At 73.2% G+C, this 25,077-nt stretch carries 21 protein-coding genes and 1 pseudogene; 5 read left to right on the forward strand and 17 right to left on the reverse strand.

Going from position 1 to position 25,077, the window contains the following annotated elements; all coding sequences use genetic code 11:
* Positions 1-22 precede the first annotated feature (22 nt).
* The 3 genes from ABD954_RS03060 to ABD954_RS03070 form a co-directional block, all read right to left on the reverse strand.
* Positions 23-487, reverse strand: coding sequence for a hypothetical protein (locus ABD954_RS03060; RefSeq protein ID WP_345484174.1), 465 nt, complete (start codon positions 485-487; stop codon positions 23-25).
* Positions 484-1,920 carry a WGR domain-containing protein gene (locus ABD954_RS03065; protein ID WP_345484175.1) on the reverse strand — a complete coding sequence of 479 codons (1,437 nt, stop codon included), beginning with the start codon at positions 1,918-1,920 and terminating at the stop codon, positions 484-486. The genes ABD954_RS03060 and ABD954_RS03065 overlap by 4 nt, the downstream gene beginning before the upstream one ends.
* A 414-nt stretch (positions 1,921-2,334) precedes the next feature.
* Positions 2,335-3,555, reverse strand: a complete 1,221-nt coding sequence (locus ABD954_RS03070; protein ID WP_345484176.1) for an ROK family protein — start codon at positions 3,553-3,555, stop codon at positions 2,335-2,337.
* 89 nt (positions 3,556-3,644) lie between these two features.
* Here ABD954_RS03070 and ABD954_RS03075 point away from each other — a divergent pair, with 89 nt between their 5' ends.
* Positions 3,645-4,199, forward strand: coding sequence for a winged helix-turn-helix transcriptional regulator (locus ABD954_RS03075; RefSeq protein WP_345484177.1), 555 nt, complete (start codon positions 3,645-3,647; stop codon positions 4,197-4,199).
* Positions 4,196-5,125, forward strand: a complete 930-nt coding sequence (locus ABD954_RS03080; protein WP_345484178.1) for a ketopantoate reductase family protein — start codon at positions 4,196-4,198, stop codon at positions 5,123-5,125. Before ABD954_RS03075 ends, ABD954_RS03080 begins: the two co-directional genes overlap by 4 nt.
* Positions 5,126-5,271: 146 nt before the next feature.
* Here the strand turns inward: ABD954_RS03080 and ABD954_RS03085 are convergent, their stop codons facing one another.
* From ABD954_RS03085 to ABD954_RS03105, 5 genes are all read right to left on the reverse strand, one after another.
* Positions 5,272-8,304: an alpha-mannosidase gene (locus ABD954_RS03085; protein ID WP_345484180.1), complete on the reverse strand. Its 3,033-nt coding sequence runs from the start codon at positions 8,302-8,304 to the stop codon at positions 5,272-5,274.
* Positions 8,305-8,360: 56 nt separating this feature from the next.
* Positions 8,361-9,635, reverse strand: a complete 1,275-nt coding sequence (locus ABD954_RS03090) for a glycoside hydrolase 5 family protein (RefSeq protein ID WP_345484181.1) — start codon at positions 9,633-9,635, stop codon at positions 8,361-8,363.
* A gap of 89 nt (positions 9,636-9,724) precedes the next feature.
* The gene (locus tag ABD954_RS03095) at positions 9,725-10,573 is read right to left on the reverse strand and encodes a carbohydrate ABC transporter permease (protein WP_345484182.1); all 849 of its coding nucleotides are present in this window, start codon (positions 10,571-10,573) and stop codon (positions 9,725-9,727) included.
* A 4-nt stretch (positions 10,574-10,577) separates the two neighbouring features.
* On the reverse strand, positions 10,578-11,450 hold the full coding sequence (locus tag ABD954_RS03100; RefSeq protein ID WP_345484183.1) for a carbohydrate ABC transporter permease: 873 nt from the start codon (positions 11,448-11,450) through the stop codon (positions 10,578-10,580).
* 5 nt (positions 11,451-11,455) lie between these two features.
* Positions 11,456-12,766: an ABC transporter substrate-binding protein gene (locus ABD954_RS03105; protein WP_345484185.1), complete on the reverse strand. Its 1,311-nt coding sequence runs from the start codon at positions 12,764-12,766 to the stop codon at positions 11,456-11,458.
* Between the two features lie 157 nt (positions 12,767-12,923).
* Here ABD954_RS03105 and ABD954_RS03110 point away from each other — a divergent pair, with 157 nt between their 5' ends.
* Positions 12,924-13,982, forward strand: a complete 1,059-nt coding sequence (locus tag ABD954_RS03110) for a LacI family DNA-binding transcriptional regulator (RefSeq protein ID WP_345484187.1) — start codon at positions 12,924-12,926, stop codon at positions 13,980-13,982.
* 89 nt (positions 13,983-14,071) lie between these two features.
* Positions 14,072-16,546, forward strand: coding sequence for an endo-beta-N-acetylglucosaminidase (locus ABD954_RS03115; protein WP_345484188.1), 2,475 nt, complete (start codon positions 14,072-14,074; stop codon positions 16,544-16,546).
* A 105-nt stretch (positions 16,547-16,651) separates the two neighbouring features.
* On the opposite strand, the gene ABD954_RS03120 is transcribed toward ABD954_RS03115, so the two are convergent.
* From ABD954_RS03120 to ABD954_RS03145, 6 genes and pseudogenes are all read right to left on the reverse strand, one after another.
* On the reverse strand, positions 16,652-17,887 hold the full coding sequence (locus ABD954_RS03120) for an ankyrin repeat domain-containing protein (protein ID WP_345484189.1): 1,236 nt from the start codon (positions 17,885-17,887) through the stop codon (positions 16,652-16,654).
* 22 nt (positions 17,888-17,909) lie between these two features.
* Positions 17,910-19,742, reverse strand: coding sequence for an ABC transporter ATP-binding protein (locus tag ABD954_RS03125; RefSeq protein ID WP_345484190.1), 1,833 nt, complete (start codon positions 19,740-19,742; stop codon positions 17,910-17,912).
* A gap of 161 nt (positions 19,743-19,903) precedes the next feature.
* Positions 19,904-20,302: a hypothetical protein gene (locus ABD954_RS03130; protein ID WP_345484191.1), complete on the reverse strand. Its 399-nt coding sequence runs from the start codon at positions 20,300-20,302 to the stop codon at positions 19,904-19,906.
* Positions 20,299-20,717 (reverse strand): annotated as a pseudogene (locus ABD954_RS33545) (hypothetical protein); the annotation flags it as partial. The gene ABD954_RS03130 and the pseudogene ABD954_RS33545, both read right to left, overlap by 4 nt.
* Positions 20,718-20,731: 14 nt before the next feature.
* The gene (locus tag ABD954_RS03140; protein WP_345484192.1) at positions 20,732-21,793 is read right to left on the reverse strand and encodes a TerC family protein; all 1,062 of its coding nucleotides are present in this window, start codon (positions 21,791-21,793) and stop codon (positions 20,732-20,734) included.
* The gene (locus ABD954_RS03145) at positions 21,790-22,344 is read right to left on the reverse strand and encodes a universal stress protein (protein WP_345484193.1); all 555 of its coding nucleotides are present in this window, start codon (positions 22,342-22,344) and stop codon (positions 21,790-21,792) included. Before ABD954_RS03145 ends, ABD954_RS03140 begins: the two co-directional genes overlap by 4 nt.
* Positions 22,345-22,493: 149 nt before the next feature.
* Here ABD954_RS03145 and ABD954_RS03150 point away from each other — a divergent pair, with 149 nt between their 5' ends.
* Positions 22,494-22,850: a helix-turn-helix transcriptional regulator gene (locus tag ABD954_RS03150; RefSeq protein WP_345484194.1), complete on the forward strand. Its 357-nt coding sequence runs from the start codon at positions 22,494-22,496 to the stop codon at positions 22,848-22,850.
* Between the two features lie 137 nt (positions 22,851-22,987).
* Here ABD954_RS03150 and ABD954_RS03155 read toward each other — a convergent pair whose 3' ends face one another.
* The 3 genes from ABD954_RS03155 to ABD954_RS03165 all read right to left on the reverse strand — a co-directional run bounded on the left by ABD954_RS03155 (position 22,988) and on the right by ABD954_RS03165 (position 24,968).
* Positions 22,988-23,491, reverse strand: a complete 504-nt coding sequence (locus tag ABD954_RS03155) for a universal stress protein (RefSeq protein WP_345484195.1) — start codon at positions 23,489-23,491, stop codon at positions 22,988-22,990.
* 84 nt (positions 23,492-23,575) lie between these two features.
* Complete coding sequence (corA, locus tag ABD954_RS03160) at positions 23,576-24,664, reverse strand: magnesium/cobalt transporter CorA (RefSeq protein ID WP_345491936.1); 1,089 nt, start codon at positions 24,662-24,664, stop codon at positions 23,576-23,578.
* A 142-nt stretch (positions 24,665-24,806) separates the two neighbouring features.
* Complete coding sequence (locus ABD954_RS03165) at positions 24,807-24,968, reverse strand: DUF5670 family protein (protein WP_345484196.1); 162 nt, start codon at positions 24,966-24,968, stop codon at positions 24,807-24,809.
* Between the last annotated feature and the right edge of the window lie 109 nt (positions 24,969-25,077).

The following is a 25,077-nucleotide window of genomic DNA, read 5'->3' on the forward strand; positions in this document are numbered from 1 at the left end:
TCTCCGACGGGGCGGGCCCGGCTCAGCCGGGCGGACCGGCCGGTTCCACCTCCAGGAAGCGGTGGCGACGGGGGCCTCGGTAGAGGAGCGCGTCCCAGCCGAGACGACCGAGGGCGGCGGCGCAGGCGGTGAGGGCGGCCTCCTCCTGCCGGGCGGCGCCGGAGCCGGGCGGGCCCAGCCACTCGACGACCGCGGTGCCGGGACGCTCGCCCGGCGTGACGCGGTACCCGGTGGCGACGCGGGCGCCGGAGGCGTCGACCGCCGACGGCGGCTGTCCGGCCGCCTCCAGGGCCAGGGCCACCGCCCGGACCGGCCGCAGGCGCTCCCACGCGGCGGGCGCGGCGGCGGGATCGCCCTGACCGGCGGTCAGGCGCCGGATCTGGAGCAGTCCTCCGACGGCGGCCCGCACCTCGCGGGAGCGCTGTTCCGCCTCGCTCTCGGGCAGCGGCGGCCCGTCCCCCGTGGCCGCTTCGAAGCCGCCGCTCACAGCAGCCGCCGGATGTCGCCGCGGACCCGGTAGAAGCCGCCGGAGGCCGGGTGCAGGGCGTCGACCACATAGCGTGCGCCGGGCTCCCGGATGGCGCGCGGGAACTGCACGTTCCACCCGGACTCGTAGCCTTCGGTCACCACGTGGACGCGGGTCCTGCCGCCCTCCTGGACGCACTCGACGACGACCGAGCCGGCCGGGACGGCACGGACCGCGTCGACGGCGGCGACGGTGGTCGCAGGGGCGTAGGTGGGGAGCGCCGCGGCGAGCTTGATGTCCTGGGCGACCGGGACGGTGCCCTGCTGGGCGGCGGCGATGGCCGCCTCGCTCGCGTCCACGCACAGCAGCGAGCCGTCGGTGGTGACCAGATACAGCCGCTCGTCGCGGTACTGCATGGAGAGGGCCGAGCCGCCGCCCGTGCCCAGCTTCCACAGCCGGGTGCCGTCCTCGGCGAAGCAGTAGACGGACGAGGCGTTGTCACCGGCGAAGACGAACCGGCCGCCGGGCGAGGTCGCGCAGGAGTAGACGGGGCTGTCACAGCCGTAGACCGCCTCGGTCCGGCCGTCCTTCTTGGCCAGGCGGTGCACCTTGCGGCGGGCCGTGCCCGCGTAGACGGACGCGTCCTCCTGCCAGCCGAAGAGCACCCCGCCGTCCGCGGCGGTGTGCCACAGCTCGCCGCCGCCGTCGGGGGCGTAGGCGGTGACGCCCCGGCTGTCGCCGTAGTAGACGGCGTGGGAGTCGGCGCGGACCATCCAGGCGTGCTCGCCGGGGCCGGAACGCGCCCACTGGTGCTCGTCCTCGTGGTCGATGACGGTGAGCCGGCCGGAGCGGTCGGCCACGTTCAGCACGCCCTCGTGGATGTCGAGCCAGAAGATGTCCACGTCGGCGGCGATGTCGTACGCGGCGAAGGGCAGCTTGGACGACAGGTCGTACACCCGGCCGTCGTCACAGCCCGCGTAGATCCAGAAGTCGTCGGCGACCAGGCACTTGACGCCGTCGGGCAGGCTGAAGCGGGCCTGCACCTCGCCGCTGTGGCCGAGGGTGAAGACCTCGCCCGCCTGGTTGCCGACCCAGCAGCGCTCGTCGTCGACGTGGATGCCGAAGGCCGCCGAGCCGGTGCGGAAGCGCCACAGGACGGGCGCGACGGAACGGGCCGTCGAGGGCGCGGAGCTGACCGCGCGGCGGGTCACGGCGCGCGGGGCGCGCTGCCCCTGGACGGCCGGCGCGTACCCCTTGCGGACCTTCTCGCCTATCTTCTTCGCCGCCGCTGCCCGGGCCTTCTCGACCGTCGCGAAGGTCGAGGTCTGCGTCTGGCCGGCCGCGCCGATCCGCCCGTAACGGACCGACACCACCGTGCCGTCGACGGTCACCTCGTAGAACTTGTGCGCGCCGCCGCCGTCCTGGGACAGCTCGAGATAGGTCTTCGTCGTCATGTCGAGAACGGTAGGGGGAGGCACTGACAACGCGCCTCGGACACGGTCGCCGGCAGGGTCCGAAGTCCGCGGGCAGCCGGGTGCGGATGTGACCGCGCGGCCCGCGGTCAGCCCGCCACGCGCTCGATCCAGGCGGTCAGATCGGCGACGACCTCGTCCCGGTCGGTCCCGTCGAGCACTTCGTGGCGGGCTCCCGCGTAGGTGCGGTACGGACGTCGGTGAGGCCCGCGGCGCGGTAGCGAGAGACCAGCGGGTCGGAGAGGGCGAGCCGCCCGTTCAGGGGGTCGTGCTCGCCGGCCATGACGTAGACCCGCGCGCCCCCTTCGCGTCACCGGCGCCACGCGCCACCGCGCGCGGACCCGCGCCGGGGCGGCGCGCACCGGCAGAGGGGGTCGGTCGCCGTACGCGCGGCGGTCAGCCGCCGTACGCCTGCGGGTCGGCCAGGACGTCGCGGACCACCAGGGCGGCGGCGCCGCGGGCCGCGTCGGCGGTGCCGGTGGCGGCCCGGAGCCGGCCCTTGGCGGGGGCCCAGAGGCCGGAGACGACCCGCACGGCGAGCTCCGCCTCCGCGGCCGGGGCGAGCCAGGGCATCAGGCGCGGGTAGATGCCGCCGAGGACCACGGCCTGCGGGTCGAGCAGGTTGACCGCGCCGGAGACGGCGACGCCGAGCATCCGGCCGGCCTGGCCGAGCGCGGCGAGGGTGCGCGCCTCGCCTTCCTCCGCGCGGCGCACGAGGGCGTCGACGCCGGGCGCCCCGGCGGCGCGCAGCAACGCGGACTGTCCCGCGTACCGTTCGAGGCAGCCGTTGGACCCGCAGCGGCAGCGCGGGCCGTCGGGCACGACGGTGAGGTGGCCGATCTCGCCGGCGAACCCGTGGGCGCCGCGCAGGAGTTCGCCGTCCAGGATCAGGGCGCCGCCGACGCCGATCTCGCCCGTGACGTGCAGGAAACTGCGGATGTCGCCGAGGCCGCCGAACCACAGCTCGGCCAGCGCGGCGACGTTGGCCTCGTTGTCGGAGGCGACGGGGAGGGCGGGGGCGCCGGAGGGCCGGGCCGCGCCGAGCGCGCGGGCGAACAGGGCGTCCGCGTCGACCCGGTTCCAGCCGAGGTTGGGGGCCTGCTGGACGGTGCCGCCGGAGACCAGGCCGGGCAGCGCGAGCCGTACGCCGATGGGCCTCAGGTCGCGTTCGGCGGCCTCAGCGAGCACTTCGGCGGCGATGGCGGCGGCCCGGCGCAGCACCTCGACCGGGGCGAGGGCGCGGTTGTCGAGCCGTACGGTGCGGCGGACCCGGTCGGCGCCGGCGAGGTCGGCCACGCACACGCTCACGTAGTCGACATTGAGCTCGACGCCCAGTCCCGCGGGTCCGGTGGCGGCGGGCCGCAGGACGGTGCCGGGGCGGCCCGCCTGGCCGCTGAAGGTCTTGCCGGACTCGACGAGGAGCCCCCGTTCCAGGAGCTGTTCGACGAGCGAGGAGACGGCGGCCCGGGTGAGGCCGACGCGGGCCGCGACGGCGGCGCGGGTCGTCTCGCCGCTCTCGTGCACGGTGCGCAGCACCAGGCTCAGGTTGTGCCGGCGCACGCCCGCCTTGTCGGCCTTGGGCGCCGAGGGCTGCGGGGGGTGTCGCGGACTGGTCATCGTGCGCAGAGCCTAACCGCAGAGCGGCGGTACGGCCCGTGCGCCGGTGAACGGTTCGGTGACCGAACTCTTGAGGGTAGGGTCTGTCCATGACACTTCCTCGTGACTACAGCGGGCAGAGCTGCGCCCTGTCCCGCGCGATGGAGGTCGTGGGCGAGCGCTGGACGCTGCTGATCGTGCGGGACGCCTTCCACGGGGTCCGCCGCTTCGGCGAGTTCGCCGCGCACCTCTCGGTGCCGCGGGCCGTCCTCACCGACCGCCTCGCGACCCTCACCGGGGCCGGCGTCCTGGAGCGCCGCCCCGGCACCGGCCGGCGCGAGGTGTACGGGCTCACCCCCAAGGGCATCGCCCTCTGGCCCGCCGTCCGCGCGCTCGTCGAGTGGGGCGAGCGGTTCTATCCGGCGGACGGCGGTCCGCGCCGCGTCTACCGGCACGCCGCCGACGACGCCCCCGTCCCGGCCGACGGCGCCTGTACGGGCTGCGGCACGCTCGTCCCGGTGGGCGACCTCCTCGTCACCCCGGGCCCGGGGGCCGCTCCCGCCGGACCGGACGCCGATCCGGTGACGGTGGCCCTGGCCCGGCCGCACCGGCTGCTCACCCCGCTCCTCCCCCACCCCGACCACAGAGAGGTCGTACAGCCATGAGGATCCTGGTCGTCGGCGCCGGTGCCACCGGTGGCTACTTCGGAGCCGTGCTCGCCCGCGCCGGACAGGACGTGACCTTCCTCGTCCGGCCGGGGCGCGCCGCCGCCCTGCGTCGGCGGGGCCTGCGGGTCGTGGACGGGGACGAGGTGTGGCGACTGGACCCCGCGCTCGTCACCGCGGAGGAACTCGCGGCCGCGCCCACGCCGTACGACCTGGTGCTGCTCTCGGTGAAGGCCACCGCCCTCGACGCCGCCATCGCCGACCTCGCCCCGGCCGTCGGGCCGGACACGGCGATCGTGCCGCAGCTCAACGGCCTCGCCCACATCGACGCGCTCGCCGCCCGCTTCGGTGCGGAGCGGGTGCTCGGCGGGGTCGCGAAGGTCGTCACGACCCTCGACGGGGACGGCGACATCCTGCGGCTCGCCCCGCTGGCGCAGTTCGCGCTCGGTGAGCTGGACGGCAGCGTGTCGCCCCGCGTGGAGGAGATACGGAAGGTGTTCGCCGACGCGGGCATCGACGCGCGCGTGCCGGCCGACGTCGTCACCGCGCTGTGGCACAAGTGGGTCTTCATCACCACGATCGGTGGCCTGACGGCCCTGATGCGGGGCACGGTCGGCGAGGTCAACGCGGCACCGGGGGGTACGGAGCTGGCGACCGCCCTGCTCGACGAGGCGGCCGCCGTGTCGGCCGCCGCCGGCCACGCCGTACCGGAGGACGAGCGGCGGGCGAGCCTGGACGTGGTGACGGCCGCCGGGTCGCCGATCGTGCCCTCGCTCTACCGTGACCTCGCGGCGGGGCGGCCCACCGAGGTCGAGCACCTCTTCGGCGACCTGACGGCCCGGGCCCGCGCCCTCGGCGTGCCCACGCCCCTGCTGGACCTGGCGACCCTGCACCTGAGGGTCCACCAGGCCCGGGTCACCGCCTGAGGCCCGCCGAGGCCCACGGCGGCTCCGTGGGCCTCGGGCGGCGCGTCCGACGCGGGTCAGCCGCAGGCCGGACGCGGGCCGGACACGGGCCGGACACGGGCCGGACACGCGGGCCGGGCACGCGGCGGACACGGTCAGGCGCGGGGTCAGGCGCGGGTCAGGCGCAGGGTGACCAGCTGGAAGGGCCGCAGGTCCACGGCCACCCCGTCGGCCTGCACCGGGAGCGCGCCCTCCCGGGGGCGTTCCAGGAGGTCGCAGGGGCGGGCGGCGGCGAGGGGGAAGCCGGCGGTGAGGCGGGGGCGGGCGCGGCCGCCGCGCGACTCGTAGAGGCGGACCACGACGTCGCCGCTGCCGTCGTCGGCCAGTTTGACGGCGCTGAGGACGACGGCGTCGTCGTCCACGGTCACCAAAGGCGCCACGTCGGCGCCGCCGGGCACGCGCCGCTCAGGCAGGTTGATCCGGTAGCCCTCGCGGACCGCGTCGCCGATGTCCGCACCGGGCACGAGGGCGTGCCGGAAGCGGTGGCGGCCCTGGTCGGTGCGCGGGTCGGGGAAGCGGGGCGCGCGCAGCAGCGAGGCCCGGACGGTGGTCGTGGTGCCGTGGTCCTCGGGCCGTACGGTCCGGGTGACGTCGTGGCCGTACGTCGAGGCGGTGACGAGGGCGACGCCCCAGCCGGGCTCCTCGAAGTGGGTGAACCGGTGGTTGCACGCCTCGAACTTGGCGGCCTCCCAGCTGGTGTTGGTGTGGGTGGGGCGGTAGAGGTGGCCGAACTGGGTCTCGGAGGCGTACCGGTCGGTGTGCAGGTCCAGCGGGAAGGCGGCCTTGAGGAACTTCTCGGTCTCGTGCCAGTCGACCTCGGTGTCGAGGTCGAGCCGCTTGGCGCCGGCGGTGAGGGTGACGGTCTGGACGGCCGTGGAGGAGCCGAAGGTGCGGGTGACGCGGACGGCGACGGCCTCGGGGCCGTCGGCGGTGACGGCCAGCTCGTCGAGGGCGGTGAGATCGGTGACGGTGTTGCGGTAGAAGCGGTCGACGTCCCAGGCGTCCCACATGTTGGGGAAGTCGGGGTGGAGCTGGAGCAGGTTGGCGGCGGCGCCGGGGGCGATCGTCTCGCGTCCGGTGCCGAGGTCGACGACCGAGACGACGAGCCCGCGGGCGTCCACGGTCACCCGGAGCAGCCCGTTGTCGAGGACGTGGCCGCCGCCGTCGGCGGCCTCCAGGGTGCAGCGGTCGCCGGCGGCGGGCAGGGTGCCGGCGCGGCGGGCCCCGCCGGCCGGCACTCCGGCTCGGGCGTGCGGGGCACCGTTGAAGACCACCTCGGAGTCCCCCGGGCCCGCGAGGGCGCGCTGGGCCCGGTCGACGATCGCGGTGAGCTCCTCCGCGACGGCGGCGTAGGTGCGTTCGGCCTCGCGGTGCACCCATGCGATCGACGAGCCGGGCAGGATGTCGTGGAACTGGTGGAGCAGCACCGTCTTCCAGATGCGGTCCAGTTCCTCGTACGGGTAGGGGAGACCGGCCCGCACGGCGGCGGTGGCGGCCCACAGTTCGGCCTCCCGCAGCAGGTTCTCGCTCGCCCGGTTGCCCTGCTTGGTGCGGGCCTGGCTGGTCAGGGTCGCCCGGTGCAGCTCCAGGTACAGCTCCCCCACCCACACCGGTGGTTGCGGGTACTCCGCCTGGGCCTTGGCGAAGAACTCGGCGGGCCGCTCCCAGCGCACCCGGGCGGAGCCCTCCAGGTCGCGCAGCCGGGCCGCCTTGGCGATCATCTCGCGGGTGGTGCCGCCGCCCCCGTCACCCCAGCCGGTGGGGGCGATGGAGTGCGAGGCGCGGCCCTTGTCCTTGAAGTTCCGTACGGCGTGGGCGATCTCCTTGCCCTGCATGGAGCAGTTGTAGGTGTCGATCGGCGGGAAGTGGGTGAAGATCCGGGTGCCGTCGACGCCCTCCCACCAGAAGGTGTGGTGGGGGAAGGAGTTGACCTGGCTCCAGGAGATCTTCTGGGTGAGGAGCCACTTCGAACCGGCCTCCTTGATGATCTGCGGGAGTCCGCCGGCGAAGCCGAAGGTGTCGGGGAGCCATGCCTCCTGGTTCTCGATGCCGAACTCGTCGAGGAAGAACCGTTTGCCGTGCACGAACTGACGGGCCATCGCCTCGGACGAGGGCATGTTGGTGTCGGACTCGACCCACATGCCGCCGGCCGGGACGAAGCGGCCCTCGGCGACGGCCTTCTTCACCCGGGCGTACACCTCCGGCCGGTGCTCCTTGATCCAGGCGTACTGCTGGGCCTGGGACATCGTGTAGACGAAGTCGGGCTCGTCCTCCAGGAGGGCGGTCATGTTGGCGGTGGTGCGCGCCACCTTGCGCACGGTCTCGCGCAGCGGCCAGAGCCAGGCGGAGTCGATGTGGGCGTGGCCGACGGCGCTGATGCGGTGGGCGGACGGTTCGGCGGGGGCGGAGAGGACGCCGGCCAGTTCGGCGCGGGCCCGGGCGGCGCTGCCGCCGACGTCCTGGAGGTCGACGGCGTCGAGGGCGCGTTCGACGGCGCGCAGGATGTCCCAGCGACGGGCGCCCTCGACGGGCAGTTCGGCCATGAGCTCGCCGAGGACCTCCAGGTCGGCGACGAGTTCCCAGACCGTCTGGTCGAAGACGGCGAGGTCGAGGCGGGCGAGGCGGTACTGCGGCCGGTCGCCCGCGGTGTCCTTGTCGCCGAGCTCGGTGGGCAGGAAGGGGTGGTAGTCGAGGATGACCGGGTTGGACGCGGCCTCGACGTGCAGCAACACCTCCTCGCCGCCCGCCGCGGGGGAGGCGATCCGCACCCACTGGTTGCGCGGGTTGAGTCCCTTCACCGGGCTGCCGTCGGGGCGGTAGACCAGGCCCTCGCACTGGAAGCCGGGCATGTTGGCGTCGAAGCCGAGGTCGATCAGGGCCTCGACGGTGCGGCCCGCCCACTCCTCGGGCACGGTGCCGGAGACGGTGAGCCAGCTGGTCCCCCAGGGCGCGCCCCACGCGTCGCCGACGGCGACGGGGGTACGGGGCGCGGCGAGGCCCTCGGCGACGGGTACGGGTTCGCCCGGGGCGGTCCAGATCCCGGCCTGGAGGGGCACGGAGGCGGGGTGGACGGCGGGGCGGATCCGTTCGTCGAGGACCCGCTTGAGCCGGGATTCGACGAGGCTGCGGTCGTCATGCATGCGGAACTCTCCGGGGGCGCGGCGGGACGGAATTCAGCGGAGCGGATGCGAGCGGGTCAGGTGCGCGCGGCGGGGACGAGGTCGCCGGGGGCGACGAGCTCGGTGATGCCGCGGGCGGCGAGGTGGGCGGGGTCGGCGGCGCGGTCGGCGAGGACCACGGCCGGGCGGGCACCGTCCGCGGCGAGCCGCATGAAGGCGTCGAAGTACCGGCCGCCGGGACCGCATGCGGCGCGCTCGGGCGCGTCGTCGGGGAGGTCGACGACGAGCGCGGTGCTCCGGGTGGCCGGCGGGTCCGCGGACGCTCGGGCCTCGGCGACGGCGGCGGCCAGTGCCCGGCCGGCCGGTTTGACCCGCCGGTCGTTGGTCAAGAGGCCCAGTCCGTATTCGAGTTGCGGGAAGTCGGCGAGCGAGCGGTCGACGTCGTGGGAGCACCACCACGTGATACCCCACAGATCCGGGCAGTCGAGCGCGGCGGCGACGGTCGTCCGGGTGAATGCGGCCGCGCGGTCCGTCGGGACGTGCGGGGCGGGGGCGCCGACCTCCTGGAGCCAGACGGGACGGCGGGGGTCCTGCGCCCATGCCTTGGACAGTTCGATGAGGTACGCGGCGTGCTGTCCGACCTCGAAGGACGCGGAGCCGTAGCGCTGCGCGGTGCCGTTGAAGACCCAGGAGTGGACGGCGGTCGCGGCGCCCAGGCGGGCGGCGTGGGCGGGGGTGAAGGGGTGGTCGTCCAGGTACCAGGCGGCGTCGTACGTGGCGTGCAGGTGGAGCCGGCCGGGGGCGCCGTCCTCGCAGGCGGCGAGCATGCGGCGCAGCCACGCGTCGGCCTCGGCGGGGGTGATGCGGTCGGGGTCGGGGTGGGGGTCGCCGGAGAACTGGTCGATCTCGTTGCCGACGGTCATGCCGAGGAAGTGGGGCCGGTCGGCCAGGGAGGCGGCGAGGGTGCGCAGGTAGGTGGTCTGGCCGTCGAGGACCTCGGGGTCGGTGAAGAGGTTGCGCCGGTGCCAGGTCCGGGTCCAGGCGGGCAGGAAGTCGAAGCTGGACAGGTGGCCCTGGAGGCCGTCGACGGCGACGTCGAGTCCGCGTTCGCCGGCGGCGTCGACGAGCCGGCCGAGCTGGTCGAGGGCCCTGGGGCGGATCAGGGCGCGGTTGGGCTGGAAGAGCGGCCAGAGCGGGAAGACGCGGACGTGGTCGAGGCCGAGGGCGGCGACGGAGTCCAGGTCGGCGCGGACGGCGTCGAGGTCGAAGTCGAGCCAGTGGTGGAACCAGCCCTTGCTGGGGGTGTAGTTGACGCCGAAGCGCGGGCCGGGGCGGTGCCGGGGGTTCGTCATGCGGGGTGCGGTCCCTTCGCGGGTGCGGTCCCTTGGCGGGCGCGGCGGTGGCGGGGCGGGAGCCCGGGTTGTCCCGGGGCGCGCGGTGGTCATCCCTTGATCGCGCCCTCCTCGACCCCCCTGAAGAAGAACCGCTGGAGCACCGCGAACACGGCCACGATCGGCAGGAAGGCGATCATGGTGCCGGCGGCGATGAGCCGGGGGTTGGCGGAGAAGGTGCCGTCGAGGTACTGGATTCCCACCGTGAGCGTGTAGCGGCTGGGGTCGTTGAGCACGATCAGCGGCCACAGGAAGTCGTCCCAGGCTCCGATGAAGGTGAAGATCACGACGACGCTCAGCATGCCGCGGACGCTGGGCAGGCCCACGTGCACGAGCCGCTGCCGGACGTTGGCGCCGTCGACCAGTGCGGCGGCGTCGAGTTCGGGCGGGACGGCCCGGAAGGCGGTGTACATGAGCAGCACGTTGAGCATGGCGATGGCGCCGGGCAGGGCGACGCCGAGGAGGGTGTCGGTCAGGCCGAGGCTGCGGACCGTCACGTATTGGGAGACGATCGTGACCTCGCCGGGCAGCACCAGGGTGGCGACGAAGAGGCCGAGGGCGAGCCGGGCTCCCCGGAACCGCAGCCGGGCCAGGGCGAAGCCGGCGAGGGTGGCGCCGACGACGTTCCCGGCGACGGCGACGGCGGCCACGATCAGCGAGTTGGCGGCGTAGGTCCACACCGGGATGGTGTCGGCGACCTGGAGGTAGTTGGCGAAGGTGGGGTCCTCGGGCAGGAAGCCGGGGGTGCGGGACCAGACGTCCTCGCCGGGGCCCTTGAGCGAGGTGGACAGCTGCCACAGGAAGGGGCCGATGGTGAGGAGCAGGACGAGTACGAGGAGGAGGTAGCGCACCGCCTTCTCGGTGGCGGAGGGGTTGCGGCCGGTGCTGCCGGAGCTCATGCGCTCACGCCGCCTTCCGGTTGAGCCGGGCCAGCAGGAGCATCGGTCCGACGGTGAGGAGGAACAGCAGCACGCTGAGGGCGGAGGCGTAGCCGATGTGCCCGGTGAAGCCGCGGCTGTACATCTGGATGAGCATGACCACCGACATGTCGCGCCCGCCGGGGCCGCCGGTGCCGTTGGACAGCACGTACAGCTCGGAGAAGACGCGCAGCGCGGAGACGGAGATCAGGACGGAGATCAGGAGCATCGCGGGGCGCACGCCGGGCAGGGTGACGTGCCAGAACCTGCGGACGGCGGAGGCGCCGTCGACGGCGGCGGCCTCGTGCAGTTCCCGGCCGACGTTCCCGAGCGCGGACAGGTAGATGACCATGTAGTAGCCGAGCCCCTTCCACACCGTGAGGGCGATGGCGCTGAACAGCAGCAGCCAGCGGTCGGTGAGGAAGGAGACCGGCCGGTCGGCGAGGCCGAGCTGGTGCAGCATGCCGTTGAGCAGGCCCCGCTCGTCGAGCACCCAGCCCCAGATGATGCCGACGACGACCGCGGAGGCGACGACCGGGGTGTAGAAGGCGGTGCGGAAGAAGGTGATGCCGGGGAGCTTCTTCTCCACGAGGAGGGCGAGCAGCAGCGGCAGCAGGGTGAGCAGGGGCAGGCAGACCAGCAGGTAGACGACGCTGTTGAGCAGGGCGTCGGTCAGCTGGTCGTCGTCGAGGGCCCGGTGGTAGTTGTCCAGGCCGGTGAAGTGTCCTCCGCCGAGCGGTCTGGCGTTGGTGAAGGACAGGATCACCGTGTTGACCGCGGGCCACAGGTTGAAGACGGCCAGCCAGACGAGGGCGGGACCGGCGAGCAGCCAGGGCGTGAACCAGCGCCGGTGGGTCATCGACGTCAGTCCTTCAGGAGCTGGTTGGCCCGGGCGACCGCGGTGTCCAGGGCCTCCTTGGAGCCGGTCCGGCCGCTGATGGCGAGGGCGATCTGCTGGTTGATCACGGTCTTGATCGCGTCGTTGGCCTGGACGGGTTCGAGGACGCGGGCGGAGGCCAGCGAGCGGAAGGCGGTGACCTTGGCGTCGCCGGCGTTGCTGCCGTCGCTCCGGCTGAAGAACGGGTCGGCGGCGGAGGCCGTGGTGGACGGGAAGACGCTGGTCTCGCGGGCGAACGCGGCCTGGTTGTCGGCGTTGGTCACCCAGCGGGCGAGCGCCAGGGCGGCGGCCGGGTTCTTGGTGCTCCTCGGGACGGACAGGCCCTGGACGTACAGCGGCGGGGTGCCCATGGCCGGGGACGAGACCACCTTGGGGGCGAGGGTCGGGTTGTCCGTGGCGAGGCTGGTGATGTAGTTGGCGCCGGCGGTGGTCCAGGCGGCGGTGCCGGAGCTGAAGAGCTTGGTGTTGCCGGCGTAGGTCTCGGTGAGGACGTCCTTGGGGAGCAGGCCCTCGGTGTAGGCCGCGCGGTAGGTGTCGAGGACGGCGGCGGCCTCGGGGGTGTTGAAGGTGAAGGTCTTCCCGTCGCCGGAGAGGATCGGGACGCCGGCGTTGGCGAGGTCCATGAGGTTGGGCTTGCGGCTCATCAGGTACGTCTGGCCGCCGGACCTCGCCTTGACGGTGCGGGCGGCGGTGACCAGTTCGTCGAGGGTGGCCGGGGGCTTCTTCGGGTCGAGCCCGTACTTCGTGAGGAGCTCGCCGTTCCAGTAGTTGACGTCGGTGTTGAGGTACCAGGGGTAGCCGTAGGTGCCCTCGTGGCCGGGGAAGCGGTACGCGTCGAGGCCGCCCTCGACGTAGTCGGCCCGCACGGCGGGGTCCGCCTTGCCGATGTCGAGCAGCAGGTTCTGCTTGACCAGCGGCAGCGCGAAGTCCGGGGGCAGGTTGACGACGTCGGGCAGCGTGCCGCCGGCGGACTGGCTGAGGACCTTGTCCGCGTAGCCCTCGCCCGGCTGGTCGAGCCACTCGACCTCGACGCCCGGGTACTTCTTCTCGAAGCCGGAGATCACGCCCTCCACGTAGGCGGTGAACTTCGGCTTGAGGGCCCACGTCTGGAGCGAGACCCTGCCCTTCACCTCGCCGCCGGTGGTCACCGGGCCGGGAGCTCCGGAGTCCTCGGCTCCGCCGAGACCGCAGCCGGCGAGGGTCACGGCCGCGACGGCGACGGCCGTCCACCGCGCCCACCGGCTCCTTCGAATGCGTCGCACGCGTTGGTCTCGCACGAGGTGTCTCCCTTGCTCTGGCGCTTGCTCTGGCATGGCGCGGGATGTGCTGGGGACGTGCCTTGACTAAACCGGTCTAGCGATGCGGGACTATGCTCCCGGCTAAACTCCGGTGTCAAGAGAGCGTGCGGAAACGCGCGGGACGAGGGGGCGACCGATGGCGAGACCGACCATCGCCGACATCGCCAGGGAGGCGGGGGTCTCCAAGGGGGCCGTCTCCTTCGCGCTCAACGGCCGCCCGGGGGTCAGCGAGGCCACCCGCGACCGGATCCTGCGGGTCGCGGAACGGATGAACTGGCGCCCGCACAGCGCCGCCCGGGCCCTCGGCGGTGCCCGGGCCGGGGCGGTCGGGCTGGTGCTGGCCCGGCCCGCCCGCACGATCGGCCTGGAACCCTTCTTCGGCCAGCTGCTCTCCGGCCTCCAGGCCGCCCTCTCCACCCGCGGCACCGCGCTCCAGCTGCTCGTCGTCGAGGACACCGCCGCCGAGATCGAGGTCTACCGGCGGTGGACCTCCGAGCACCGGGTGGACGGCTTCGTGCTCGTCGACCTCCAGGTGCGCGACCCGCGGATCCCGGTCCTGGAGGAGCTCGGCACCCCGACGGTCGTCCTCGGCGGTCCGGGCCGGCACGGCCGTCTGCCCGCCGTGTGGGCGGACGACCGGGCGGCGATGACCTCGATCGTCGAGTACCTGGCCGCCCTCGGCCACCGCCGGATCGCCCACCTCGCGGGCCTGCCCTCCTTCCAGCACACCCGGCGCCGGATCCGGGCCGTGCGGGACGCGGCGCGGCGGCTGGGGCTGACCGACGCCGTCTCCGTACCGACCGACTTCAGCGACGCGGAGGGCGCCGCGGCCACCCGTGCGCTGCTCGCCCGGCCGGGACGGCGGCGTCCGACGGCGATCGTCTACGACAGCGACGTGATGGCGGTGGCGGGGCTCGGGGTCGCGTCCGAGATGGGCGTGCCGGTCCCCGGCGAGCTGTCGATCGTCTCCTTCGACGACTCCGCCCTCACCCGGATCGTCCATCCCTCGCTCACCGCCCTCTCCCGGGACACCTTCGCCCTCGGCGAGCAGGTCGCGACGGCCCTGCTGGCCCTGGTCGACGACCCGTCCTCGGCCCACGACGTCCAGAACCCCACGCCCCGGCTCACGGTCCGGGAGAGCACGGCGGCCCCCGCGGACGCCGGCCGCGCCCCAGACCTTGACTCCGCTCACTAAAGCCTTTTAGCTTTCGGCACCGCACCATCCCGTACATCGCGCCACCGGCACCACCAGCCCCTTCCCCCTCACGCTGGACCGGAGCTCCGATGAGAAGACCCCTGCACCTCCTGCTGGCCGCCGCACTGTCCGCGGCGACGCTCGGGCTCGTCGCCCTGCCGAGCGCCTCCGCGTCGGCCCCCCCGTCGGCGCCCGCGTCGGCACCGTCCCCCGACAACGTTGTCTCCACCGCGTCCGGCGGGCAACCCCACGCCTCCTACTGGTACCCGAACTCGATCCTGAACTGGGATCCGGCCACCGATCCCGACGCACGCTTCAACCGCTCCCGCGTGCCCCTCGCGCCCCGCGTGTCCGATCCCGCGCTGAAGGCGAACGCCAACGCCCGCGCGGGCGAGGGCAGGATCGCCTCACTGGTGTCCTTCGCGCCGACGTCGAACAACCCGTCCCAGGGGTCACTCGACCCGCGCTACTACGCCTTCGGACACTGGCAGTACGTCGACACGCTGGTGTTCTGGGGCGGTTCCGCCGGGGAGGGCCTGATCCTGGCGCCGAACCCGACCGTGATCGACGCCGCCCACCGCAACGGCGTCAAGGTGTACGGCACGGTCTTCTTCCCGCCCACCGCCTACGGCGGCCAGATCCAGTGGGTCCGTGACTTCGTCCAGAAGTCCGGCACCCGCTACCCCGTCGCCGACAAGCTCGCCCAGGTCGCACGCCACTACGGCTTCGACGGCTGGTTCGTGAACCAGGAGACGGCCGGCGGCGACGCCGCCCTCGCGACCGAGCTGCGCAACGCCATGCGCTACGCCCGCTCCCTCGGCCCCGTCGAGTTCATGTGGTACGACGCGATGACCGAGTCCGGATCGGTGACCTGGCAGGACGCGCTCACCAGCGCCAACGACGCCTTCCTCCAGGAGGGTTCGCAGCGCACCAGTGACTCGATGTTCCTCGATTTCGGCTGGGACGCGGCCGACCTCGGCTCCTCCCGCACCCTGGCCCGCGGTCTGGGCCGCGCGGAGTACGAGCTGTTCGCGGGCATCGACACCGAGGCGAACGGCTACAACACCTCCGCCCCCTGGAACGCGGTCTTCCCGTCCGGACAGCCGCACACCACCTCGCTCGGCATCTACCGCCCCGAGTGGACCCACAACTCCTCGGCCGACCGCGCCGACTCCTACGCCCGCGAGGCCCGCTTCTGGGACGGCGCCAACGGCGACCCGTCGAACACCACGACGACCTCCGCCTGGAAGGGCCTCGCGCACTACGTCGCCGAGTCCTCTCCGGTCACCGCCAAACCCTTCGTCACCTCCTTCAACGCCGGCCAGGGCGACTTCCACCACTCCGCCGGAGTCCGCGTGTCCTCGGCGGGCTGGAACAACCTGTCCCTCCAGGACGTGCCGCCCACCTACCGGTGGCTGGTGCAGTCCGCCGGGACGAAGCTCAAGCCGTCGATCGACTTCACCGACGCCTACGAAGGCGGCTCGGCGCTCCGTCTCACGGGCACGCTCGACGCCGTCAACACCGTACGGCTCTACCAGACGCGGCTGCCCGTGGCCGCCGACACCCGGCTGTCCGTGGTGGTGAAGACCCCGGCGGCCGGCCCGACCCGCCTCAAGGCGGCCGTGTCCTTCACCGACGCGCCGGCCGCCTTCACCACCCTGGACCTCGGCTCCACCACCACGGCCGGCTGGGAGCGCAAGACCCTCGACCTGTCCGCGTACGCCGGTCGCACGGTGGCGCAGATCGGTCTCCAGACCACGGGCACGGCGTCCGCGTACGACATCAGGGTGGGCCAGATCGCGCTGTACGACGGCACGGTGGACGCCCCGGCGGCACCGACCGCGCCGGTCGTCCTCGGCGCGAGCGACACCGGCGCGGGCACCAAGTCGCTGCGGATGGCCTGGACGGCCTCCGCGCCAGGGCCCGGCACCGGTGCGGTGCACCACTACGAGGTCCACCGCCGCAACGCGGACGGCTCCCGCACCTTCCTGGGCGCCACCCCCAACGACAGCTACTTCGTGCCGAAGCTGGAGCGGGCGGGCACGGAGACGTCGACGACGCTGGACGTGGAGGCGGTCTCCACCGAGTTCGGCCGCTCCCCCGCCGCGAGCACCACGGTCACCTGGTCGGCGACCGCCGACGCCAACCTCGCGCTGAACCGGCCGGCGACGGCCTCCGGGCAGTGCAACTCGTCGGAGACGCCGGCCAAGGCCGTCAACGGCAGCGCCTCGGGCGGCAACACCGACAAATGGTGCACGACGACCTCCGCCAAGTGGCTGGAGGTGGACCTCGGAGCGGCCCGCACCCTGAACCGCTTCGTGGTGAAGCACGCGGCGGCGGGCGGCGAGAGCGCGAGCTGGAACACGCGGGACTTCCGCCTGGAGGTCCGTGACGGCGCGAGCGCACCGTGGACCACGGTCGCGACCGTCACCGGCAACACGGCGGCGACCACGACGCACCCGGTCTCCGTGACGGCCCGGCACGTCCGCCTGGTGATCACCACACCGACCCAGACCTCGGATCCGGCGGCCAGGATCTACGAGTTCGAGGCCTGGGGGTCGTAGCCCGGGGACGCCGACACGTCGGGCGCCGTCCCCACCCCGAGCGTGGGGACGGGGCGCGCGCCCCGCGTGGACCGCGCCGACGGCTGCGCGTTCACGCGGCCCCGGTCAGCCTTGCCGGCCGGGGCCGTCGCGGCGCATCTCGTAGCGCCAGACCTCGTCGAGTTCGTACTCGTGCGGCGTGCCGGGCGGGGCCGGCGGGAGGCGTCGGTCGCCCTCGACGCAGCGTTCGTCGTCGTGGCGGGCGAGGCCGTGGACGGCGGCGACGCGGACCCGGCGGACCGGGTCGTCCAGGAGCCGGGCCATGGCGTCGGCGAGGGCGGGGGTCCGGTCCTTGCCGGAGGCGAGGGTGGAGCAGGCGCGCTGCCGGACGTCGGCGTCGGGGTCGGTCAGCAGGGCGAGCAGCGTGTCGCGGACCGCTGGGGCGAAGGCCGGGGCGCCGGTGTCGAAGCCCGCGGCGACGGCGTGCCGCACGCGGGCGTCCCGGTGCTCCGCGTGCGGCAGGAGGGCCGCGTCGACGTGCGGGGACGGTTGCTCGGACAGGCCGACGAGCAGCTCGGCGAGCACGGCGGGGTCCTCCTCGGCGGCCGCCCAGTCCGTGAACAGCCCGAGGGCGGGGGCCGCGAAGGGGTCCTCGTCCCGTTCGTCGAAGAGGTGGATCAGACGCAGCACCTCGGCGCCGAAGAGCCGGTGTACGGGGTCGGGGTGGGTGCGCAGGGCCCGCGCCGCCCGCCAGGTGTCCTCGTCGCGGCGCTGGGCGAGGAGCGTCACGGACGACGACCAGGCGGGGTGCTCCTGGCGGGGGCGGCTGAGCGCGCGTTCCCTCAGCTCGTCGAAGGGGAGGACGGTGCCGAGCCGGGCCTCCAGGTCCGTGAGGACGGCGGGGTGCCCGTCGCGTACGGTCGCCCCGCCGAGCGCGAGCTCGTCGACGAGGTGGAACTCGCCGTCCCGGACGCGGGTGCGGGCCGCCGGGCCGGGCGCGCCCGTGCGGCGCCGCAGTTCGGCTTCGGTGCCGGTCTCGTACCAGTGCCGCGCGAGGTCGCGCGCCTCCCGCAGCTCGGCCTCGCCGGTGGGTTGCCCCCGCCGGCCGCTGAGCACGGCCTCGACCAGCGCCGGGGAGCCGGAGTCGACCGCCTTGTGCAAGGGCCGTGCGCCGTCCGGTCCGTGGCGCCGGCGGTCGGCGCCGTGTTCGACGAGGAGTCGGGCGGCGGGTGCGGCACGGCACTCGATCGCCACGCAGAGGGCCGGGGATCCGGAGGCGTCGCGTACGTCGGGGTCGGCGCCCGCCAGGAGCAGGTGTTCCACGGCGTCGGTGTCCCCCGCCCGTAGGGCCGATATGAGCATGGCTTCCACGTGGTTCCTTCGTTCAGTGCGCCGCGGCCGGGGCGGCCGGGGCGTCGTCGAGGAAGCCGCCCGACTGGTGCTGCCACAGCTTCGCGTACGGTCCGTCGGCGAGGAGCAGTTCCTGGTGGGTGCCCTGTTCGACGACGTGTCCCCGGTCGAGGACGACCAGCCGGTCCATGCCGGCGACGGTGCTGAGGCGGTGTGCGACGACGAGCGCGGTGCGTCCCTCCATGAGCCGCCACAGGGCGTCCTGCACGAGGATCTCACTTTCGGAGTCGAGGGCGCTGGTGGCCTCGTCGAGCAGCAGGATCGGGGCGTCGCGGAGGATCGCGCGGGCGAGGGCGACGCGCTGGCGCTGGCCGCCGGAGAGTTTCACCCCGCGCTCGCCGACCATCGTGTCGAAGCCGTCCGGCAGCGCGTCGGCGAACTCGGTGACGTGGGCGGCCTCGGCGGCGCGCCGGATCTCGGCGTCGGTGGCGCCGGGGCGGGCGAAGGCGATGTTCTCCCGCAGGGTGCGGTGGAACATCGCCGGTTCCTGGGGTACGTACGCGATCAGGCTGCGCAGGTCGGCCTGGGCCATCCGGCTGATGTCCTGGCCGCCGATCAGGATGCGGCCGGCGTCGACGTCGGTCATGCGCAGGAGCAGCCGGGTGAGGGTGGTCTTGCCGCCGCCGGAGCGGCCGACGAGGCCGAGCCGGGTGCCGCTGGGCACGTCGAGGTCGAGGTCCTCGAAGAGCGGCTTGCCGCCCCCGTGGGTGAAGGTCACGCGCTCGAACCGGACGTCGGCGGCGCGGGGCGAGCGCAGGGGCTCGGGCGACTCGGGGTCGGTCACGGTCGGCGGGGTGCGCAGGAGTTCGGTGAACTGGGCGGCCTCCGTCATCGAGCTCTCCAGTCGGCGGTAGATCTGGTTGAACTCGAACATGATCCGGGTCGCGTTGGAGTAGTAGGTGAAGGCGACGATGACCGCCTCCACGCCGTGCTGTCCGGCGCCGAGGGACAGGGCGACGACGAGGCCGAGGACGTTGGTCAGTACGGACAGGGGCGCGACCAGCGTGTCGATGCGGAGGTTTCCGTAGTCCCACGAGCGCAGGGTGAGCCGTCGGGACTCGGCGACGCGGGAGCGGTGCTCGGCCGCCTCGCGCTCCTCGGCGGCGAAGGCGCGGACCGTGTCCATGTTCATCAGGCTGTCGGCGACGTGTCCCGACACCCGGGCGATGGCCTCCTCCCGTTCGCCGACGAGCGCTTGGCGGCGGCGGATCAGCGGTGTCACGCACACGGCCGTGAGGGCGATCATCACCAGGAGGCCGACGACGAGCAGCGGCTCGTACGTCCACAGGACCACGGACGCGAAGGCGAGCGGCACGAAGCTGCCCATGACGTTGAAGGTGAGGGTGTCGACGAACTCCTCGAAGCGCGAGGCGAAGCTGAGGACGCGTTTGGTGAGCGACCCGGCGAAGTTGTCGTGGAAGAACGCCGCGTCCTTGGCGAAGAGTTCGTCCATGCCGATGATGTAGAGGTGCTCGATGCCACGGGCGTCGAGGCGGTTGAGGCAGTGCAGTCCGACGCGCCACAGCGCTTCGGAGAGCAGCAGGACCCCGGCGAAGGCGAGGACGTACGGCAGCATCGCGCCGAGTCCGGTGGCCTGGCCGCCGTCGCCGCTCCCGGCGATGTGTCCGACGAGTTTCGCGACGAGCAGCGGCGCGATGTAGGCGATGCCGATGTTGCCGAGGGCCGGGAGCAGCATCGCGGGTGCGGTCAGCCACCGCAGGCGGGCCAACTCCCGGCCGTAGTAGCGCAGTGCGAGGAGGACCGGGCCTTGGCCCGGTGGACTTCCTTGTGATTCGGGCGTTCCCATTCCAACCCTGTCTTGTCGGGCTTTCAGGTCAGAATGGGGAGTGTCCCGCACGGCCGCCCGCACGGTCCAAGCGTTTTTTCCGGCCATGCGACGGCGGCCGGCGGCCGTTCGCCCGCCGCCGTCCCGCGGCCGTCCCGCCGCTGTCCCGCCGCTGTCCGCCGTCAGCCGGCGGCCGGGACGCGCAGCGCGAGGCAGGCCCGCAGGGCGCAGTCGACGTGGGCGCCGAGGCCGGGTTCGGGGGCGAGCACGGCGAGGCGGTGCATGGTGAGCGCCGCTTCCCAGGCCGAGGTCTTGGCGAGGGAGTTCCCCCAGGAGACGGCTTCGAGCCGGGCCCAGAGATGGGCGCCGAAGCCGAGGTGAATCGTTCCTGCCCGGGACTCCTCCTCCTCCAGCGCGTGGCGCACCGCGGTCAGGAACGTGACGGCGTCCCCCGGCCCCAGCGCGTCGATGACGATGCGGAGGTAGGGGGCGATGAGACCGGTCGCCTCCGGCCAGTCGGCCTCGTCGCCGAAACGCTCGCGCAGTCGTACGTCCAGCGGATGTCCCATGTGGTTGGTCATGGATGCACAGATACGTTTCCTCGGGTTCTGTACAGCGCCACGACACGCGGTACGGGACCTCCGCCGCCCGTATGGAGTGCCGGTCCTCCGTCAGCCGCAGGAAGGTGCGGGGCGGGTCGTGCCGAGCTGGACGAGGGCCGGGGCGACCGCCCTCGTCCAGGCGCGATGCCCGCGAAGGTGTCGGTGACGGCACGGCCGGCCGTCACCGCCGGGTTCGCGAACGAGGCCGAGGACGTGAACCAGTGGGCGGCGCCGATGTACGCGCCCGCCACGGCGACGGGTGCGATGCGCAGGCGTGTCGTACGGGCCGGCCCGGGGACCAGCAGGACCAGGCCGGCGGTCGGCACGACTCGCCGAGGAACAGGTTTCGGGCCGGGCGGTCGTACGTGGACCACCGCACGAGCGGTCCGCCGAACCCGGGCGTCGTGGTCATGACGGGTCCGTGGTGTGCGGGCTGCGGGTGGCAGCGGGCCGCTGGGGTGCGGGAGCGGCGGTCGGCCGACCCGTTTCACCGGTTTCGCCTCCCTCGGTGTCGGCGGCCTGGTCGTCGGTGTGGGTGGTCTGGCCTCGCGTGGCGATCAGGGACCAGGCGATGGAGACGGTGATGGTGAGGGCGATGACGCCGAGAGTGACGGGGATGGGGAGCTTGCCGACGGGAGTCTCGGACAGGATGAGCTTGACGCCGGCGAAGACGAGGAGGACCGCCAGTCCGTAGTGGAGGTAGGCGAAGCGGCGCAGCAGTCCGGCGAGGCAGAAGTACAGGCTCCGCAGGCCCAGGACGGCGAAGGCGTTGGCGGTCCACACCAGGAAGGTGTCGGTGGTGATCGCCAGGACGGCGGCGACGGAGTCGACGGCGAAGATCAGGTCGGTGGCCTCGACCGCGACCAGGACCACGAACAGCAGCGTCGCGATGCGCTTGCCGCTGATGCGGACGAAGAACTTGTCGCCGTGGAACCTCGCGTCGGTGGGGACGAGTTTCCTGACCAGGCGGACGACGGGGTTGCGGTCGGGGTGGACCTCTTCGTCCTTGGAGACGGCCATCTTCCAACCGGTCCAGATCAGGAACGCACCGAAGAGGTACGCGGTCCAGAAGAACACCTGAAGCAGTTCGGCGCCGACGAAGATGAACACCAGCCGGGCCGCCAACGCCCCGAGGACGCCCCAGAAGAGGACCTTGTGCTGGTAGGCGTCGGGAACGGCGAAGAAGGAGAAGACCAGCGCGAAGACGAAGACGTTGTCGATCGACAGGGCCTTCTCGATCAGGTAGCCGGCGTAGTAGGTGGAGGACACCTCACCGCCCTGCCACGCCAGCAGGATCAGGCCGAAGCCCAGGCCGATGGCGATCCAGACACCACTCCAGACCGCGGCTTCCTTGAAGCCGATGACGTGGTTGTCGCGGTGGGCGATCAGGTCGACGGCGAGCATCACACAGATGCCGGCCGTGACGGCGGCCCACACCCACAACGGGACCGTGAACGACAGGTCATTCATCGCGAAACGTTTCCTCTCCAGGAGCCGGACGGCCGGTCGGCCGCGGGCGGCGCGGACGGTTGCAGGGGCACCCACGAGGCGGGCGCGACGGCGTGGACGAACGGGCCGCCGCGCAGGGCCGCGGCCTCGATCAGGGTGTGGGCGTCGATCCCGTGCGGGCCGTGGCGCGAGGCCAGCACGTCGGGGGCCCGGTGACGGCCGGCCAGCGCCAACAGCTCCTTGGCCGCCGCCAGCCGCGAACCCCGGCCCACCGGGAGGTGGAAGACCTCGGGGATGCGGCCGGTGGGGTGCGGGCCGACCTTGGGCATGACCCGGGCCAGGACCGCCCGCACCGGCGCGGAGGCCGGGCCGGCGGAGCGGCGCACGTGCGGGGGCATCACGGCGATCAGCAGCAGCGGGACGCGGCGGGCGAGCGCCATGCGGGCGGCGGCCTCGGCCACGGCGACATCGTCGAGGCGGTCGGTGAGCACCGCCGCCACCGGCTGGACCAGACCCGCACCTGGGGGGCGGTGGACGCTGTCGCGTGCGGGGTGGGAGATCGGTCGGGTCATGGCGCTGCCCGCCTTCCTGAACGGGAGGAATCCCCTCCAGCGTCACCCTCCGACCGGACATGCGTCAACAATTACGCGAAAACTTTTTCGCTAATAAAGGTTCGCACGAGTGGATGAATACGCGAACCAGGCTTCGTATGATGGAGGTCATGAGCAGCTCATCGGCACGCGGCGACCAATGGACGTTCCTGACCAATCACGCGCGGGTGCTGCTGTGGCTCGCCCGCGACCCGGAAGTGCGGCTGCGGGACGTGGCAGCCGGCATCGGCATCACCGAGCGGGCGGTGCAGATCATCGTCGCCGACCTGGAGGCGGCCGGGTACCTCACCCGGACCCGGGTGGGCCGCCGCAACCGCTACACCATCGACTCCAGCGTCGCCCTGCGCCACCCGCTGGAGGCCGACCACCCCGTCGGCGACCTCCTGGGCGCCTTCCTCCACCGCGAGGACGCCCCGGACGCCCCGGACACCGAGCAAGCCGAGGCGGAGGCGGCCCTACGGCCGTGACCGGGCATCCGCTGCCACCGGGGGGCGAGAGGTCCACCGGCACGAGGCGGACCGCAGCGCCCCGCTCATGATCGGCGAACCCTTCAGCGAACCCCTGCTCTGGGGACGATCACCGTGCTGGTCGACCATGATCAATCTCAGCGCCGACCAGGGTTCCGGTGATCCCCAGGGTCGGACGGCTCCTCAGGCAGGGGCTCCGGCAGCGCCTCCGGGCGGACGATGACGACCGGGCAGGGGGCGTGCGCGGCGCACTGCCCGCTGACGGAGCCGAGGAGCAGGCGGGTGAAGCCGCCGCGCCCGCGGCTGCCCACGACCAGCAGCTCGGCTCCCCTGGACGCCTCGATCAGCACCTGGGCCGGGTGGCCCCGCACCACGTGTTCCGTCACCGGCACGTCGTCCCCCTCGCCGAGCACGGACCCGAGCTCCTCGGCCATGTCCTGGCGGGCCTGTCTCCCGTCGAGCTCGGCGTCCACGGTCGACGCGGACCAGCCGATCGCCCCCGGGACGTCGTAGGCCGCCACCGCGTCCACGGTCGCCCCGATGAGCCGGGCGTGCCGCACGGCCCACCGCAGCGCCCCGTACGACTCGGGTGAGCCGTCGACGCCCACGACCACGCGCGGAGCGCCCTCGCTCGTGTCCATGGTGGGGTCCTTCCTCGCGGGAACGGACGCGTCACCGGCGCGGCTACCCGGCACGGGGCGCCGCACACTTCGGCGCGGCCCCGGTCAGAGCCAGCCGTTGCGGCGGAAGCCGCGGTGGATGACGAAGCAGGCCAGGGCCATGACGCCCATCACCACCGGGTAGCCGTAGGTCCAGCGCAGTTCGGGCATGTGCTCGAAGTTCATGCCGTAGACGCCGCACACCATCGTCGGGACGGCGACGATCGCGGCCCAGGCCGTGATCTTGCGCATGTCCTCGTTCTGCGCCACGGTCACCTGGGCGAGATGGGCCTGGAGGATCGAGTCGAGCAGGGCGTCGAAGGACGCGACCTGCTCGCTGACCCGGGCCAGATGGTCGACCACGTCCCGGAAGTACGCGCGGATCTCGGGCGCGACGATCGGCAACGGCTCGGCGGCGAGCCGCTGCAGCGGCCGGCCCAGCGGGGTCACGGCCCGCTTGAGTTCGAGGAGTTCGCGCTTGAGCTGGTAGATGCGGCCGGCGTCGCCGCGGTCCGTCTGCTCGGAGAAGACGGCGGTCTCGATGGCCTCGATGTCGTCCTGCACGGCGTCGGCGACCGCCAGGTAGTCGTCCACGACGTGGTCGGCTATGGCGTGCAGGACGGCGGAGGGCCCCTTGGCGAGCTGCTCGGGAGCCGTCTCCAGGGCCTCGCGGAGCGGGCCGAGCGAGCCGTGTCCGCCGTGCCGGACGGTGATGACGAAGTCGGGTCCGGTGAAGGCCATCAGCTCACCGGTGTCCACCACCTCGCTGGTGGCGGTGAGTTCCTCGTGCTCCACGTACCGGACCGTCTTGAAGACGGAGAACAGCACGTCGTCGTACTGCTCCATCTTCGGCCGCTGGTGGGCGTGGACGGCGTCCTCCACCGCGAGCGGGTGCAGCTCGAACAGTTCGGCGAGGCCGGCGAACTCCTTCTCGTCCGGCTCGTGCAGCCCGATCCACACGAAACCGTCGCCGCCGTGCCCGCGCCGTACCCGCCGCAGCGCCTCCTCGGCCGACCGGCAGTCCTCCTGCCGCACCCCGTCCGCGTACACCACGCAGTTGACGACGGCACTGCCCAGCGGCGAGCGCGCCGGGTGGCTGAGGTCCACGGCACGCCGGTACGTCCGGCGGACGGCGCTGCGCAGGCGGTGGATCATCGACACGGGGTTGCTCCTTCGGACAGGTCGACGGTCAGTCTGCCAGCGGCTCCCGCGGTACGCCGAGGGGCCGTCCCGGATCTTCCGGAACGGCCCCTCGGCACCGACGGCGCCGTGCCGTCGGTACCGCGTCAGCGGTCGGTCACCAGCGGTACCAGCGCGCGCTGCCACCGCGTGGCCGGGCCACGAACCCGACGAGCCACAGCACCAGCACGATGGCGGCTATCCACCACAGTGCCTTCAGTGCGAAACCCGCTCCGAACAGGATGAGCGCGAGCAGAAGAACCAGAATCAGGGGAACCATGTATATCGACCTCCGTGGCGCCTTCTGCCCCGAGCTCCCTACCCCATGCCTCCTTGTGCGATCTTCGGCCCGGAACCGGAGATCCCAACGGCCCAACGGGCGGTGACCA

The sequence above is a fragment of the Streptomyces roseoviridis genome (genome assembly GCF_039535235.1).
GTDB classification, from domain to species: Bacteria; Actinomycetota; Actinomycetes; order Streptomycetales; family Streptomycetaceae; genus Streptomyces; species Streptomyces roseoviridis.